Origin of the sequence: Paenibacillus piscarius, assembly GCF_022234545.1 — a bacterium.
Lineage (GTDB): Bacteria > Bacillota > Bacilli > Paenibacillales > Paenibacillaceae > Paenibacillus_AQ > Paenibacillus_AQ piscarius.
Genome location: NZ_JAIEUI010000019.1, coordinates 66,427 through 81,488, shown reverse-complemented (window position 1 = coordinate 81,488; position 15,062 = coordinate 66,427). Strand labels below are relative to the sequence as shown.

General features: G+C 54.0%; 15 protein-coding genes. 2 read left to right on the top strand and 13 right to left on the bottom strand.

Annotation, left to right across the window (positions count from 1 at the left end):
- Positions 1–318 precede the first annotated feature (318 nt).
- Positions 319–1,650 carry a PhoH family protein gene (locus tag K1558_RS24735; protein WP_238654623.1) on the bottom strand — a complete coding sequence of 444 codons (1,332 nt, stop codon included), beginning with the start codon at positions 1,648–1,650 and terminating at the stop codon, positions 319–321.
- 101 nt (positions 1,651–1,751) lie between these two features.
- On the opposite strand from K1558_RS24735, the gene K1558_RS24730 reads away from it, so the two are divergent.
- Complete coding sequence (locus tag K1558_RS24730) at positions 1,752–2,327, top strand: YhcN/YlaJ family sporulation lipoprotein (RefSeq protein ID WP_238654622.1); 576 nt, start codon at positions 1,752–1,754, stop codon at positions 2,325–2,327.
- Positions 2,328–2,365: 38 nt separating this feature from the next.
- Here the strand turns inward: K1558_RS24730 and K1558_RS24725 are convergent, their stop codons facing one another.
- From K1558_RS24725 to K1558_RS24670, 12 genes are all read right to left on the bottom strand, one after another.
- Positions 2,366–2,818 carry a PNPOx family protein gene (locus K1558_RS24725; RefSeq protein WP_238654621.1) on the bottom strand — a complete coding sequence of 151 codons (453 nt, stop codon included), beginning with the start codon at positions 2,816–2,818 and terminating at the stop codon, positions 2,366–2,368.
- Between the two features lie 91 nt (positions 2,819–2,909).
- Complete coding sequence (locus tag K1558_RS24720; RefSeq protein WP_238654620.1) at positions 2,910–4,025, bottom strand: LCP family protein; 1,116 nt, start codon at positions 4,023–4,025, stop codon at positions 2,910–2,912.
- An 81-nt stretch (positions 4,026–4,106) separates the two neighbouring features.
- Entirely contained in the window at positions 4,107–4,409 is a 303-nt protein-coding gene (locus K1558_RS24715; RefSeq protein WP_238654619.1) for a YlaH-like family protein, read from the bottom strand.
- A 156-nt stretch (positions 4,410–4,565) separates the two neighbouring features.
- A complete protein-coding gene (gene typA / locus K1558_RS24710) occupies positions 4,566–6,410 on the bottom strand; it encodes a translational GTPase TypA (protein WP_238654618.1) in 1,845 nt (614 codons plus the stop codon).
- A gap of 254 nt (positions 6,411–6,664) precedes the next feature.
- Entirely contained in the window at positions 6,665–7,177 is a 513-nt protein-coding gene (locus tag K1558_RS24705; RefSeq protein ID WP_238654617.1) for a hypothetical protein, read from the bottom strand.
- A 268-nt stretch (positions 7,178–7,445) separates the two neighbouring features.
- The gene (locus K1558_RS24700; protein ID WP_238654616.1) at positions 7,446–8,105 is read right to left on the bottom strand and encodes a TerC family protein; all 660 of its coding nucleotides are present in this window, start codon (positions 8,103–8,105) and stop codon (positions 7,446–7,448) included.
- A gap of 94 nt (positions 8,106–8,199) precedes the next feature.
- Positions 8,200–9,456 (bottom strand): tRNA uracil 4-sulfurtransferase ThiI, encoded by a 1,257-nt coding sequence (thiI, locus tag K1558_RS24695; RefSeq protein WP_420800467.1) that lies wholly within the window; start codon positions 9,454–9,456, stop codon positions 8,200–8,202.
- Positions 9,457–9,459: 3 nt separating this feature from the next.
- Positions 9,460–10,611 carry a cysteine desulfurase family protein gene (locus tag K1558_RS24690; protein WP_238654615.1) on the bottom strand — a complete coding sequence of 384 codons (1,152 nt, stop codon included), beginning with the start codon at positions 10,609–10,611 and terminating at the stop codon, positions 9,460–9,462.
- A 117-nt stretch (positions 10,612–10,728) separates the two neighbouring features.
- Positions 10,729–11,445, bottom strand: a complete 717-nt coding sequence (locus tag K1558_RS24685; protein WP_238654614.1) for a lytic transglycosylase domain-containing protein — start codon at positions 11,443–11,445, stop codon at positions 10,729–10,731.
- Between the two features lie 192 nt (positions 11,446–11,637).
- Entirely contained in the window at positions 11,638–12,045 is a 408-nt protein-coding gene (locus K1558_RS24680) for a DUF5353 domain-containing protein (protein ID WP_238654613.1), read from the bottom strand.
- 13 nt (positions 12,046–12,058) lie between these two features.
- Positions 12,059–12,283: a DUF1540 domain-containing protein gene (locus tag K1558_RS24675; protein WP_238654612.1), complete on the bottom strand. Its 225-nt coding sequence runs from the start codon at positions 12,281–12,283 to the stop codon at positions 12,059–12,061.
- 162 nt (positions 12,284–12,445) lie between these two features.
- The gene (locus tag K1558_RS24670; RefSeq protein ID WP_238654611.1) at positions 12,446–12,943 is read right to left on the bottom strand and encodes a YpuI family protein; all 498 of its coding nucleotides are present in this window, start codon (positions 12,941–12,943) and stop codon (positions 12,446–12,448) included.
- A gap of 250 nt (positions 12,944–13,193) precedes the next feature.
- Between K1558_RS24670 and K1558_RS24665 the strand changes: the two genes are divergently transcribed.
- Positions 13,194–15,062, top strand: a complete 1,869-nt coding sequence (locus K1558_RS24665; RefSeq protein ID WP_238654610.1) for a S8 family peptidase — start codon at positions 13,194–13,196, stop codon at positions 15,060–15,062.

Here is a 15,062-nt window from a genome sequence, read left to right as displayed (position 1 = left end):
CTTATAATAGAAGGAAACGGCGGAATGGAAGTACCTGAGGAACATTGTAGCAAGCCCGGCAGTATCCGCACCTACAGTGAATGTTTGGACTTCCGGCCGCTGTTGTCTCCAGATTTCTTCAATTGTACCGCTGTTCGCGGTTGAAATCCGAATACAAAGGCGGACGCTCCCGCTCCTACAGTTCCAAAATTCCCCTCCGGTGCTGTGCCTTATGGCTTCAGTTAACCACAGTCAACTTCCTTCCCGCCGTAAGGGGCAGGCAGACAAAAGCCGGGAGTGGTTAGCTCCCGGCTTTTAATGGTAGTTGGTTTCAGCAGGTTACAGCAGATCCGCAGCCAGCTGGGCCAGATGCGAACGCTCCCCCTTCTCAAGCGTGATATGTCCGCTGATGCCCTGCTGCTTGAACTTCTCCACGATATAGCTGAGCCCGTTGCTCGCGGCATCCAGATAAGGATGGTCAATCTGCTCGGGGTCGCCCATCAGGATGACCTTACTGCCTTCACCGGCACGGGAGACGATGGTCTTCACCTCGTGGCGCGACAGGTTCTGCGCTTCATCAATGATGATGAACTGCGACGGGATGGAACGGCCGCGGATATAGGTCAGCGCCTCGACCTGAATGCTGCCCAGACCCATCAATATTTTATCGATATCGCCTGCCTTCTTCGTATCAAACAGGAATTCCAGGTTATCATAGATGGGCTGCATCCATGGACGGAGCTTCTCATCCTTCTCTCCCGGCAAATACCCGATATCCTTCCCCATCGGCACCACCGGGCGGGCGATCAGCAGCTTCTTGTATTTATGCTCATCCTCTACCTTGAACAATCCGGCAGCCAGCGCCAGCAGTGTCTTGCCGGTACCGGCCTTGCCTGTAATGGTAACCAGCGGAATCTCATCATTCAGCAACAGCTCAAGCGCCATCCGCTGCTGGGCATTTCTCGCGCTGATCCCCCATACGGCATCGTTGCCAAGGTATAGCGGCTCAAGCTTCGTAGCATCGCTGTTCACCTTGAGCAGGGCGGACTTGCCGCTGCCCATCTCATCCTTCAGAATAGCGAATTCATGCGGATACAGCGGGTAAGACAAGGCCAGCTGCTTCAGGTTCAGGAAGCGGTGGCTATAATATTCATCAATTAGCGAAGGATGGACCATCAGCGACTGGCAGCCGGAGTAGAGCTCATTCAAATCTCCGGTACGGTCGGACAGGTAATCCTCCGGGGTTATCCCCAGCACATCCGCTTTGATTCGGACGAGTACGTCTTTACTGACAAGTACCACAGGACGGGGTTCCGCCTTCTCATTCTCCTCATGGAGATAATTGAGCGCTACAGCCAATATCCGGTTATCGTTGGAGACTTCGCCGAACATTTCCTGCACCTTAACGAAGCTGCGGTGGTTCAGTTCCACCTTCAGCGTACCTCCATGGTCCAGCACCACACCGCTGTGCAGGTGGCCCAGCTCCCTGAGGCCGTCGAGCAATCGTGACACGGTACGGGCGTTGCGGCCGATTTCATCGGCATTACGCTTTTTGGAGTCGATTTCTTCCAGGACTACGGCAGGAATGACCACTTCATTCGCCTTGAAAGCAAAAATCGAGTTGGGATCGTGCAGCAGCACGTTGGTGTCCAGTACGAATATCTTTTTCATGTTATCCCCTCCACAGCGCCTGGTTTGATTGGTCATACATAACTCTTTTCAGCAAGGGCAAGCTAAGATTAACTACAGTAGGCTGAAAGGAGTACGCACATATGAGAAAATCAATGTGTCTGTTGCTGGTACTGCTGCTGCTGACAAGCTGCGGTATCGCTAATAAAGAGACATCACCCTCTCCTCAGGATAAACAATCAGCTGGCACTTTAAACAGCCAGGGGAACCGCGGGGTGCAGACCTTGTCGGACGATAGCCGGCCGGACCTTGAATCTGGAGCCGGGCCGGTACAACCTTCAGACGCAGGGGGCAAAAGTGATGTTGCACTTAAGGATCATTTCGAACAGCTGGCCCTGAGAGTTCCAGGGGTGAACGGTGCCCACTGTGTTGTGATCAACAAGCTGGCTGTAGTCGGCATTGACGTCGATGGCGCCCTTACCCGTTCCAGAGTCGGAAGTGTGAAATATTCAGTAGCTGAAGCCATCCGCAAGGACCCGAAAGGGATGAGAGTGCTGGTCACTGCCGATATGGATCTGAACAGCAGGCTGGCCGAAATGGGTAAGCACATAGGCAAGGGCCATCCAGTATCCGGGTTCGCCTCCGAGATGGCTGACATCATCGGCCGGATTATTCCCCAGCTGCCGGAGGATATCGAGCCGCAGGGCAATACAAGGTAGCAAACGACTTCAGGGACACAAAAAGCCTAGTGGCTTCACTAGGCTTTTTGCATGGCGGCAAACACTTGTCCGTCCAGCTTCTCAGCTGCACGCGCATCGTATACCTTCGCATATTTCGGAGCAGATTCCAGGTGGGCGCCGTAGAACAGCGCATTGCGGACTGCTTCAATCTCCACATCAAAACAGCACATCTTAAACGGCACATCCGGCAGCGGATCAAGTCTCACTGCAGCATGACCGTTGATCGCATGGACCGTACCCTCGCCAAAGACAGTGATGGTCACACGCGGGTTCACCTTCATGTTGTTCACCAGTCTGGAGCGGTGGTCAATAGCCAGCCGCACTACAGACGGACTCACGGCATAGATCCAGGAGATCGCCGTCGATGTAGGGCCTCCGGATTCAGCATCCACTGTGTTCAGAAGAACAAACGTCTCCGACTGCAGCATAGCTAGCAGAGTTTCATTAAGCTGAGCAACGGCTTCGGACATAGTAACAGCCCCCTAGGACGCATGAATACATTCAATTTATTATATTATAGCACAGGACAAAACTTGCATTCAATTTCCTGATTGTCCCCGGTCAGGGCTGCCCGGAGTCTGCCGAAGCAGATTGCGCAGGCACACCGGATAGGCGGTTCTGCAGACTCTGCTTGGCTGCTGCAAGCTCCTTATCGTTAATATATACATAGGGACTCCGCCAGGTTCCGGTGACCGGCACATATTCAATATTCTCCTTGGGAATGTCCCAATAGGTGGCGATCAGACTCTTGATCTGCGCATTCTCGATATCGCTCTCCAGATTATCGTCTACCGCATCCAGCACCCGGCCGATCTTCAGCACCCCGCCCAAGGACTGCATTTGCGAGACGAGAGAGGTCAGTACCTCATTCTGGCGTTTGTTGCGTTCAAAATCGTCCGACGGCTTCGTCGCCGGCTTACAGTTGGATTTGCGGTAGCGTACATAGTCCAGAGCCTTGTCCCCGTCCAATTGGGCCTGACCCTTCTTGAGATTAATGTTAGTGCCATCCACACTGTCCGTGTAGCACATGTTGGCGCTGATATTGACGTCTACCCCGCCGAACTCGTCTACGATATCCCGGAAGCCCTGGAAATCCAGCACTGTCGTGTAATCGACGTCAATCCCGAGATATTTGCCCATCATCTTCTTCATCTGATCCTTGGCAAGTACGCCGGATTCCTTCTCCTTGCTCTTGAAGCGGGAGTAGAAGGCATTGATCTTCGTCTTCTTGTAGCCGTCCAGCTCAACATAGGTGTCTCGGGGTAAGGACACAACGGTGGCCGACTTGGTCTCCGGATTCAGTGCCGCGACCATGATGACATCGGTCAGATTGGACGGATGCTTCGGACGGTTGTCCGTTCCCAGCAGCAGGATGCTCAGCGGTTTCTCGGAGGCAGAATGCCCAGCCTGAACCGGCTGGTCCACGCCGAAGCCGCCCTGATCCACCTTCCAGTATAAATATCCTGCGTAGCCCAGCGCTGCGAACACGGCTATCAGTGTGATAATCAGCAGCACCCGCATCAGCCGGGCGAAGAACCCGCGTTTCTTAGGCTTTTTTTTAGTTTTTGTAGAACTTGTAGTCGTTGTTTTAGCAGCGGCTCTGACCTGCTGCCTCTGAGTGGTGTTGGCCGGCCGCCCGTTCTTCCGGGGGGGCAGGCTGCCCTTGCTTGTATTCATAATTGATCTAGTTCCTTTGCATTCAGGTAAAAGCGGATAACGTCTAATCAATTAGACGACCCTGCCTGCTAAAAGTTGCGCCTATTGCCGCTTCGCAGCCTCGGCAGCCGCAGCCTTCCGCTTCTGCCGGGCCTCCGCCAGATAGCGGACGCGGACAAGCAGCATTAGTCCGACCGCAACCAGCAGGCACTGAATGATCGGCAGCTTGTCATGCTGGAAGATCAGCAGCATTCCTGAGCCTGCCGCCATCATCAGATAGAGCACAATCTCTTTACCGAGGGACAGCTTCTGATTGACGCGAAATACGCGGTTATACACATACGTCAGTAGAACGAAAATAACAATGTAAGCAATAATTGGATGCTCAGCGAACCAGCTCTGCATAGCCCGTTACTCCTCCCGGATAATAGTATCGCTTACATTATACCATCCGCAGCCGATTTGTACTGCTAAGAATCCCTGCAATTTGAAAGATCTGCCGCCCGGCCGGAAGCAGCAAAAAGCCGCCGGGTACTTACACCCGGCGGCTGGAATAGACTCTTAAGCCTGGCTCGCTTGTGCGGCCTTACGCTGTTTCTCTGCGCGCTCACGCTCGCCCTTATTCAGGATCTTTTTGCGCAGACGGACAGATTTTGGAGTGATTTCACAATATTCATCATCATTCAGATACTCCAGCGCGCCTTCGAGCGAGAACAGACGCGGAGTCTTCATTTTGACGGTCTCATCCTTTGTGGCAGAACGCACGTTAGTCAGCGCCTTCTCCTTGCAGATGTTAACGATAATGTCGTTATCGCGGGTATGCTCACCCACGATCATACCTTCGTAGATATCCGTACCCGGCTCCAGGAACAGGATTCCGCGGTCTTCCACACCCATCATGCCATAGAAGGTGGAGGTTCCGGTCTCACTGGACACCAGTACGCCCTGATGACGTCCGCCAACCTGTCCGCCAATCAGCTTCGCATAGCTGTCGAAGGCATGGTTCATGACCCCGTAGCCGCGGGTCAGCGTCAGGAAGTGGGTGTTGTAGCCAATCAGGCCGCGTGCAGGAATCAGGAATTCCAGTCGAACCTGGCCGGTCCCGTGGTTAATCATGTTCACCATCTCAGCTTTGCGGCTGCCCAGACTTTCCATAACTGCGCCCATGCTTTCTTCAGGGACATCAATCATCAGACGCTCAAGCGGCTCCATTTTGACGCCGTCGACTTCTTTGACGATAACCTCAGGCTTCGATACTTGCATCTCGAACCCTTCACGGCGCATATTCTCGATCAGGATCCCCAGGTGAAGCTCACCACGGCCGGATACAATGAAGGCATCCGGAGAATCCGTCTCATCCACACGCAGGCTGACATCGGTCTCCAGCTCTTTGAACAGGCGCTCACGCAGCTTGCGGGAGGTTACCCATTTGCCTTCTTTACCGGCGAACGGGCTGTTGTTCACGAGGAAAGTCATTTGCATGGTCGGCTCATCGATCTTCAGCACCGGCAGCGCTTCAGGATGCTGAGGATCAGCAATCGTCTCACCGATGTTGATATCCTTAATACCGGCAATCGCGACGATGTCGCCTGCGCCAGCCTCTTCGGTCTCGACACGCTTCAGACCCTGGAAGCCGAACAGCTTCTCAATCCGGGCTGTCTTGCTCTTACCGTCACGCATGATGACTGTAACGGACTGGCCTTGCTTAATTACACCGCGGTTAACGCGGCCAATGGCGATACGGCCCAGATATTCGTTGTAGTCCATCAAGGTTACGAGGAACTGCAGCGGCTCTTCTACCTTCTCGGTTGGAGCCGGGATATGCTCAACGATCGTTTCGTAGAGTGCAAGCATATTGTCATCCTGCTTCTCAGCGTCCATGCTCGATGTGCCGTTAAGCGCAGAAGCATAAACAACCGGGAATTCAAGCTGGTCATCATTGGCTTCAAGCTCAATGAACAAGTCCAGCACTTCATCAATAACTTCCTTCGGACGTGCGGCCGGACGGTCAATCTTATTGACCACAACGATAGGCGTCAGGTTCTGCTCCAGCGCCTTGCGCAGAACGAACTTGGTCTGCGGCATGCAGCCTTCATAGGCATCCACCACAAGCAGTACACCGTCAACCATCTTCATGATCCGCTCCACTTCACCGCCGAAGTCGGCGTGTCCCGGGGTATCTACGATGTTGATCAGGAATTCTTTATAGGTAATTGCTGTATTTTTGGCAAGGATGGTGATTCCGCGTTCCCGTTCCAGATCGTTACTGTCCATGGCCCGTTCCTGCAGGTGCTCGTGAGCGCTGAAAATCCCGGACTGCTGAAGAAGCTGATCGACGAGTGTTGTTTTACCATGGTCAACGTGGGCAATGATCGCAATGTTGCGGATATCTTTTCTTGAATGCATGATTTGTATCCAAATCCTCTCATTAATCAAATTAAGAATGTTCAAATTTATAGCATGTCACGGCAGTCTCACAAAAGAAGCGCCAGGCAGAAAGCCGACGCTCCAACATTCCTTAATAGTATAGTGAAAGCACTATGAAAAGCAAGTATTTTTCTGAAAAAAACGTTGCCAACTGCGCTTAATTTTGCTAAATCCTACTTATGTCTGCTTCTGGAGGGCCAAAAGCCCGGTCAACTCCGGTTTCGCACCCTTGGTTACCAGCCGCCGTTCCACTTCTTGCGGCTTCCCCGTCTGCCTCTTCCCAGCATCAGCCAGAGTCCCGCAGCTACAAGCACAGCCCCAAGCAGATACAATGCCCCGGTCCCCATTGAGGTGAAGATAAACAGCACGATACTGAGTAAGCCCAGAATCACAGCGGTCGTCGTTAACCCGCCGGAGCGGGGTGAGGCATAGAGCGAGTATTCATATAATCCGACAGCAATCCCCAGCAGGAGCACAGGCCATAAGTGCCTCATCAGCCCCCAGCCCCAGGTGTTGCATAATCCGAAGAGCAGGCCGTACACCGTCAGTATACCCGCAGGAACAAGTACTGATGCAGAAGCACGGCGGGTGAAAAAGAGCACATGCAGAATCAGACCGGGAATCAGCAGAATGAGCGGCCATAAGGCGCGGCCAAGAAAACCGAATACCCCCAGCTTGCCTAACAAAATCACCAGGCCGGCGGCAGCGATGAACACACCCAGTTTCATGTCATTTTTGGAAGACATCTTTCACCTATCCCTTCACAATTCGTGTCTTTTCACTGGCCCTTGTCTCATTAATCGGACAAATTCGGCGACAGGATTCCCTTTCATTTTATCTGATAAGCGCATAAAACACCATCCTTCTTCTCACACCCTGGAACGCAGTGGCAGCACTTCCGGGTACCAGGTTCATCTATGTACCAAGCGGAAACGGCTAAATTCTTCTATTTGCAAAAAAAGACTGCGGCCCCCGCCTTCCGGCAGGTGCTGCAGCCTATAGTATTGCCGCGTATTAATGTGCAGATACGGACTTGCGCTTAACCATCCCGGTGATGACAACAATAATTCCCAGCAGAAGGGGCAGCATCGAATGAAGAGATGGCAGCAGGAAAGAGATAACCGGGCCGAATTTGGCATCCTGCAGCAGCATATTGCCCGCCGTGTACGCCAGTATATAAGCACCGATGAACACCAATACAGGAAAACGGTGCAGCCAGCCGACGATAATGCCGCTTCCCCATACTACAATCGGAATGCTGATGGCAATCCCGATGACGATGAGGGCCAGATCCCCTTTGGCTAGTCCCGCAATCGCCAATACATTGTCAAGGCTCATCACGAAGTCAGCCAGCAGAATAGTCCGCACAGACTTCCAGATGCTTGCGCTTCCCTCGATTCGCAGCTCCCCCTCTTCCTCCAGCAGCAGCTTGAAGGAAATCCAGAGCAGCAGGAGGGCCCCTCCGGCTTCAATATAGGGAATCTTGAGCAGCAGCACGGCTGCAAACGTTAGAACACAGCGCAGCGCTACGGCACCGGCGGCCCCCCACCAGACAGCCAGCTTCCTGTGCTTCTCCGGGAGATTCTTGCTGGCCATTGCGATGACCATCGCGTTGTCCCCGCTGAGCACCAGATTGATCATTAGTATTTCGCCAAGCAGCAGTAAAGAATCCATCTAACTTCGCTCCTCCCCGAACCCCATGTACTACATGTATGTCGGGGAGTGACAAGCTATGCTTCCTGTCCGGATTATTTGGAGGCTGCCTCGATTAGAACCATTCTTCCCGGACCTCGGACTGGACCGGAATCAGATCGGCAGGCTTCTCATGGCCGTAAGGCGTAATCCGCACTGTCTCGGTCGCCGCAGCCGCCGCATCCAGCAGGGACTGGTATCCGGGCAGGGTTGCTTCGATCTTATTCACAATCCGCAGATTCGGATTCGTAGTCGGGGATTTCGGAACGAAGAGCGTGCAGCAATCTTCATACGGAAGGATAGACAAGTCATACGTGCCGATCCGCTGGGACAGCTCGACGATCTCGCTCTTATCCATCATCACCAGCGGACGCAGCAGAGGCAGCTCGGTCGCACGGCCGATCACGTTCATGCTTGGCAGCGTCTGGCTGGCGACCTGGCCCAGGCTGTCGCCGGTGACCAGGGCCAGCGCCCCTTCCCGCTCGGCGAGCACAGTTGCAATCCGCAGCATCGCCCGGCGCATCAGCGTAATGATCAGGTTATCCTGCCCGATCCCGCTGAAGGAGGTCTGCACCTCAGTGAACGGCACCAGATGCAGCGTAATTTCCCCGGCATACCCTGACAGGACCCGCGTCAAATCTACAACCTTCTGCCTGGCCAGCTCACTGGTATACGGATAGCTGTAGAAATGGACGCATTCCACCGCCAGCCCTCTGCGCATGGCCGACCAGCCTGCAACCGGACTGTCAATGCCGCCCGAGAGCAGCAGCATTGCTTTGCCGTTCGTGCCCAGCGGGAAGCCGCCGACACCCTCGATCTGCTCGCAGAAGATATAGGTCTGCCCTTCACGGATCTCAATCTTCAGCTCCAGATCCGGTGACTTCACATCCACGAGCAGGCCGGGATAGCCTTGAAGCAGCGGCGACGCGACCAGCCTGTTCATTTCAATGGAGCCATACGGGAAGTCCTTCCACACCCGGCGGACACTAACCTTGAAGCGGCTTCCTGCCGGGGGGGCGATCTTGTGAAGAAGGGAGTGGCTGACGGCCAGAATATCTGCAAGCTCCGAGCGGGCAACCTTCACCGGGCTGACCGAAGCGATTCCGAACACCTTCTTCAGCGCTTCTGTAAGTTCGCCAGCCGGCTCCCCGTTCAACTCCACATAGATCCGGCCGAATTCCCGGCCCAGCTTCACCTGGGGATACGGCTTGACCATTTCCTTGACATGACGGAGTACGGTTTTCTCGAACCGGCTGCGGTTTTTGCCTTTCAGGGTGAATTCCCCGAAGCGCAGCAGGAGCATATCTGCGTATTTCATATCTGTTGTTGTCATTCGTTATTTCATGCCTCCTTCTGCGATCTTCAGCGCTTGAACCGCTGCATGCAGCGCCTGTCCCAGCTCCATAACATCCTTCTCGGTATGGCTGTCCCCCAAGCTGATCCGTATCCCGCCAAGCGCAGCGGCGGTATCCCTGCCCATAGACAGCAGCACCCGGCTCGGCTCGGCCAGGCGTGAAGAACACGCTGAACGAGTGGAGACGGCCATGCCCAGCTCCTCCAGCTTGCGGGCCAGCACTTCACCCTTCATGCCGGGGTAAGAGAAATGTACGATATGCGGCGCTCCGTCCGGCTGGCTGTTCAGCACCAGCCCGGGGATGGCTGCAATCGTATCTTCCAGCCGCTTCTTAAGCGGAGCTATCCGGTTCACGAATACATGGCGCTGTTCTCCGCTCATACGCACTGCCTTGGCAGAAGCCACAATTCCCGGAACATTCTCGGTTCCGGCACGGTGCTGCTGCTCCTGCGAACCTCCGGTGAGCAGCGGAAACAGTGTAACTCCTTCCCGGATATAGAGGATTCCCGTTCCTCGCGGCCCGCGCAGCTTATGCGCGGACAGACTGTACAGGTCTGCCTGCCAGCCCTTCAGATCCACCTCAAGCTTGCCGTAGCCCTGCACGCCATCCACATGGAACAGCGTACGGCTGTTGACCGCCTTGACCTGCTCTCCGATCTCCCGCAGCGGCTGCACTGTACCGATCTCATTATTCACATGCATGACACTAACCAGCACCGTGTCCGGCCGCACAGCAGCAGCAACCTTGGACGGTTCAACTACACCCTTACTGTCCGGGGCAATCCAGGTTATCTCCCAGCCCAGCTTCTGCAGCTGCAGACAGCTCTCGTAGACCGAAGGGTGCTCCAGCTCTGTAGTCACCAGATGCCGGCCTCTGCCCTGAAGCTGCAATGCAGCCCCTTTAACTGCCATATTGTTGCTCTCCGTGGCTCCGGAGGTGAATATAATCTCCTGCGGCAGCACGCCAAGCGCAGCCGCACATACTTCCCGCGCCCGCTTAATCAGCCCGTTCGCCGTTTCGCCCCCACGATGCAGGGACGAAGGATTGGCGAAGTGCGTTCTCATGACCTGTTCCAGCGTCTGCACGACCTCTTCATAAGGAGGAGCAGCCGCGGCATAATCCCAATACAGCATATATCGGCGTTCTCCTTTTCGTATAGCGGAATATATAAGCCTTATCGTGGCAAAAAGGACCAAACGGCTGCAGCCGCCTTCAAGCGGCTAACGCAGAGATCCGTCTGATCCTTTATATTATAGCGCGTATTGGGCCCGCGCGCGTTCTATTTTGGCAATATAGCGCTGCGTCTCCTGCGGCAGCGCGGCGAGATTCGCCATCAGCTCTGCGTCATTGCTGACGCCCAGCTTATTCACCCGTCCCGGTCCGGCGTTATACGCAGCCAGCGCCATCTTCTCCTGCCCGTCGTAACGCTTCAGCTGGTAAGAGAGGTACCTCACCCCTCCGTCTATGCTCTGCGCCGGGTCGAACGGATCCGACACGCCAAGTCCGTTCGCTGTCCCGTCCATCAATTGCATCAGCCCCTTCGCTCCAGCAGAGGATACAACATTCGGATTAAACGAGGATTCGGTATCGATTACCGCCTTAATCAGATCAACCGGCACGCCATATTTCGCACTGGCCGTCTGAATCAGCTCCTCGTAATCGGTTGGCACCGTCTGCGTTATTTCCCCGGAAATGCCTTCCTGCGCTTCAGGACTTGCGCCTAAGTGCTGCCATAGCAGATTAGGGGGTGAAGTGACATCCGCTATCCCAACAGCAGTTCCTATACGACTGCCCACTGGAGCAGATACCGGCTGAGCTGCCTGCTGCAGCATGGCGGTGAATTCCGCTGATGACGAGCCCTTGACTCCGGATGAGACCTTACCGTTGTCATTCTTGATGCTAGAACTTCTGAGATCGACCCATTTCAACTGACCGTACACTGAGGCAGCTGCGGCATCCATCGCCATGCTTCCATTCCCTCTTTCCTGAATCATTCTTTATATGGTATCGCATTACATTCTATTTAAATTTGAAATTCGGCTTAATTTTACTATTAATCCGTAGCAATTACTAGCTGCCAAGGCCAAAAAACAGACCTCAGACCTGCAACTTTAGGTCTGAGAGCCTGTTTGAGAAATCATATTACGGAATCACTTGCTCTAACGGGCAAAAGGAATCAGGACAAAATAACTTAGGGTAGATACAATACCCAGCCCCATTGACCAGGCACCGGCGCTTTTTTGACCTCTGGCATAAGCATAGTATCCGAGTATGGCAGCAATCGGCCCCATAATAATCGACCAGACGAATAACGACACTACACCGAAGCCCAGGCCGATATAGCCGATGGTCCGGTCATCCGCTTCCTTCGCGCTGTCATGAGTGTTCTGCCCGCTCTCTTCCCGGCGGTTTAAGGCCTGCCCTTGCATCACCGGGCTGATCTCGGCAGCATACTCCTCCTCATGGCTCCGGTCCCGGCGGGGATAATCTACCCTGCTGCGCGGGCGCAGGGTAACTTTTCTGCGGGCTGAACGGTCCACTTTGGGTTCATCCTTCGGATTGTCCATATGCCCTCCTCCTTCAGGCGTTCGGCTTGAACGTCAGACAACAGGTTGCCGATGAGGTTCCGGCATGGTCATGATGCTTCCCGGCCGCTGTCAGCTCTTCGGCATATTCTTCCTTATAGTGGCTGCCGGAATGCTTGTCGATCTCAATTACAATTTCGTCGGCGCGGCACAGGTTTTGTTCTCCCCAATAATGACAGTTGCTTACACTGCATCTTACAAGCGGTTTGGCGTTTGTCATAAATGATCACCTCGGCTTGTATTATGCCCTTTGCGCTGCTCTGTATGCGGCCGGCGGTTTCCAGTTGATGTCGGCGCAAAAAAGACCAGGCGTCATTTCCCATGACTGGCCTGGTCTTATTCGGAACGCATAATGCGGATAAACCCGCTTGAGCTTCAATAGCTATATCTGGTTCTGCATCCGTTTCTCTGTCAAATAATCATTCTCGTAATAGGTCAGATCATCGCGCAGCTCTTCATAGACCTTGGTGATGTCCATAATAATGTCGCGTGCCGGACGGACAGGCTTCTTGCGGAAACGGATCGCATCCTGCCCTGTATAGGCGTAGCGTCCGTCCTCCGAGTAACTCTCATTCTTGGGATAGAAGAAATTATTGACTCCGTGATGATATACATTATATAGCGCTTTATGCGCGAAGGCTTCATCAAAGGTTGCACGGCGCAGAGCAAGCCCCAGCTTCTCATAGGACATTTCCGAGAACACCAGCAGATGGCGGAGATCGGACAGGAAGCCCTGATAGAAGTGCAGCGTTTCTTCATCCTCTTCGGTAACCAGTTGCGGAAGTGCATGTTCGTTCAGGAACAGCTCCATTTTTACGATTACGGATTTCAGTTTTTCTCTCGTCGATTCACACAATTTCTGCAGATTGGCTGCTGACATGGCGGTTGCTCCCCCTTATTGTTCCCTGCTTTGGTAGTCGTTAACGACAGCAAGACATTTCAGTTGTACTCTCTTGATAGTATCACAAATTCTCATATGCCTCCACCCTAACGGGACAAGCCTCAGAAGGCGCTTACTTTCTGATATTAACATAAATCCAAGGACGGCGGTATCCTTTTCTGCAATGCATAAATCCTGCGCTCTCTTCTAACCCTAACAGGGATTATAAAGCGATGAAGGAGCGGTACTCATGTCACGTAAAAATCTAACGGTCGCCGGTCTGGTCACTGCCGCATTCACGGTACTGCTGCTGACCTTTGCCCTGCGGCCCGAAAGCGCAAGTACAATTAAACCCGCCTCTGTGCCCAATCCCTCCCAGGAGAAAATACTCAAAAAATCCGCTCTTGTCCAGGATGTAACCGCCACCGACAAGCTGAACCGGGTGGATGTTAACCGGCACTTAAGCGCAATGCTTGTGAACGCCCACGGCGCCTCTCCGGAGGCACTATCAGCATATGCTTCCAGCCTGCAGCAGGGTCACGGGCATATCAATATGCTGATGCTGGTCGATTTCCGCACCCATAAGACCACTACGTATAAATCTTCGCTTCCCGAAGGAACCGACCAGGAGAATGCACAGCTGCTAAAGCATCTCAAGATGGCCAAATCAGCCATCCGCGGGCATCAGTCCTACGAATCGCCTTCGTTTATCATCGGCAGCAGGAAATATTATTTCGTAGCCCAGCGAGACCGGGAGGGGCAGCTTGGTGTTATCGCTCTGATCAACCAGAAGATTCTGGACAAGGTAGCGGAGCATCAGCTGAAGAACCTGCGGCTGATTCCCTATCCGAAGGAAGGCAAATACCGTATTGAGTCTGTTCATGCCGATACGCTGCAGGATATCACGGTCAAGACCGGACATGACAATGAAAAGGCCAGCCACTTTTACGAGAATGAGATTGTGGTCCGTTTCCAGAACGGGCATCCCACGCCGGCCCAGCTTCAGACCATCACCGCCGATATCCGCTGCAAGCAGCCGCGCAAGCTGGGGTATGCCTATATTTTCCGCTCGGACAAAATGAATTATTCCCAGCTCAAAACGTACTTCAACTACAAGTGGCATCCGCTGTATGCAGAGCCTCACTATATGTATTTAACCAATGATACGGTCAGCGAAAATACCGGAGCGAATGTCATTACCCCCAATGACCTGCTCTTCTCCACCTACCAGTGGAACCTTCCGGCCATCGAAGCCGGACAAGGCTGGAATCTGTCCAGGGGCAGCAAGGATGTGGCGGTAGCTGTAGTGGATACCGGTGTACAGGCCAATCATCCCGACCTGAAAGGGCGTCTGTTAGCCGGATATAACGCAATTTCCAGCGGCGGAGCGCCGGATGACGATGTGGGTCATGGCACCCATGTCGCCGGGATTATCGGAGCCTTGACCAACAACCAGGAGGGAGTGGCCGGAATCAGCTGGTACAACAAAATCCTTCCGGTCAAAGCGCTCGACAACTCCGGGGCAGGGACCACCTACTCCGTAGCCGAGGGCATTATTTGGGCTGCTGACCAAGGGGCCAAGGTGATTAACCTCAGTCTCGGCAACTATGCCGATTCGCAGTTTCTGCATGATGCTATTAAATACGCCTATGACCGCGACATAGTAATTGTCTCTGCTGCCGGAAATGATAACACCGAGCGTCCCGGCTATCCCGCAGCTTATGAAGAGGTCATTGCCGTTGCCGCCACCAATGCCTCTGGAGAGCGGGCTTCCTTCTCCAACTACGGAGACTATATTGATGTTGCGGCACCGGGAGAGAGCATTGCCAGCACCTACCCCGACAGCCAGTATGCGGCATTATCGGGCACCTCAATGGCCAGCCCCCATGTGGCGGCACTGGCCGGGCTGGTGCGCTCACTGAATCCGGCGCTGACCAACAAGGAGGTCACCGAGCTGCTTACCTCGAATGCCGTGGATCTCGGCGCTGCCGGGCATGACAAGTATTACGGCTGGGGCCAGGTGGATATCTACCGCACGCTGCAGGCCGCCGGAGGCGGAGAAGTTCCGCTGCAGCTGTTCCCGCAGCATGTCGGGAAGCAGCTGAAATCGATGCCTTAA

Bases quoted from the DNA above. Each gene is read 5' to 3' on its own strand.
- K1558_RS24690 (WP_238654615.1), bottom strand. From the start codon at position 10,611: ATGCTGTATTGGGATTATGCCGCGGCTGCTCCTCCTTATGAAGAGGTC.
- K1558_RS24730 (WP_238654622.1), top strand. From the start codon at position 1,752: ATGAGAAAATCAATGTGTCTGTTGCTGGTACTGCTGCTGCTGACAAGC.
- K1558_RS24705 (WP_238654617.1), bottom strand. From the start codon at position 7,177: ATGTCTTCCAAAAATGACATGAAACTGGGTGTGTTCATCGCTGCCGCC.
- K1558_RS24685 (WP_238654614.1), bottom strand. From the start codon at position 11,445: ATGGCGATGGATGCCGCAGCTGCCTCAGTGTACGGTCAGTTGAAATGG.
- K1558_RS24735 (WP_238654623.1), bottom strand. From the start codon at position 1,650: ATGAAAAAGATATTCGTACTGGACACCAACGTGCTGCTGCACGATCCC.
- K1558_RS24680 (WP_238654613.1), bottom strand. From the start codon at position 12,045: ATGGACAATCCGAAGGATGAACCCAAAGTGGACCGTTCAGCCCGCAGA.
- K1558_RS24725 (WP_238654621.1), bottom strand. From the start codon at position 2,818: ATGTCCGAAGCCGTTGCTCAGCTTAATGAAACTCTGCTAGCTATGCTG.
- K1558_RS24670 (WP_238654611.1), bottom strand. From the start codon at position 12,943: ATGTCAGCAGCCAATCTGCAGAAATTGTGTGAATCGACGAGAGAAAAA.
- thiI (WP_420800467.1), bottom strand. From the start codon at position 9,456: ATGACAACAACAGATATGAAATACGCAGATATGCTCCTGCTGCGCTTC.
- K1558_RS24715 (WP_238654619.1), bottom strand. From the start codon at position 4,409: ATGCAGAGCTGGTTCGCTGAGCATCCAATTATTGCTTACATTGTTATT.
- K1558_RS24720 (WP_238654620.1), bottom strand. From the start codon at position 4,025: ATGAATACAAGCAAGGGCAGCCTGCCCCCCCGGAAGAACGGGCGGCCG.
- K1558_RS24675 (WP_238654612.1), bottom strand. From the start codon at position 12,283: ATGACAAACGCCAAACCGCTTGTAAGATGCAGTGTAAGCAACTGTCAT.
- typA (WP_238654618.1), bottom strand. From the start codon at position 6,410: ATGCATTCAAGAAAAGATATCCGCAACATTGCGATCATTGCCCACGTT.
- K1558_RS24700 (WP_238654616.1), bottom strand. From the start codon at position 8,105: ATGGATTCTTTACTGCTGCTTGGCGAAATACTAATGATCAATCTGGTG.
- K1558_RS24665 (WP_238654610.1), top strand. From the start codon at position 13,194: ATGTCACGTAAAAATCTAACGGTCGCCGGTCTGGTCACTGCCGCATTC.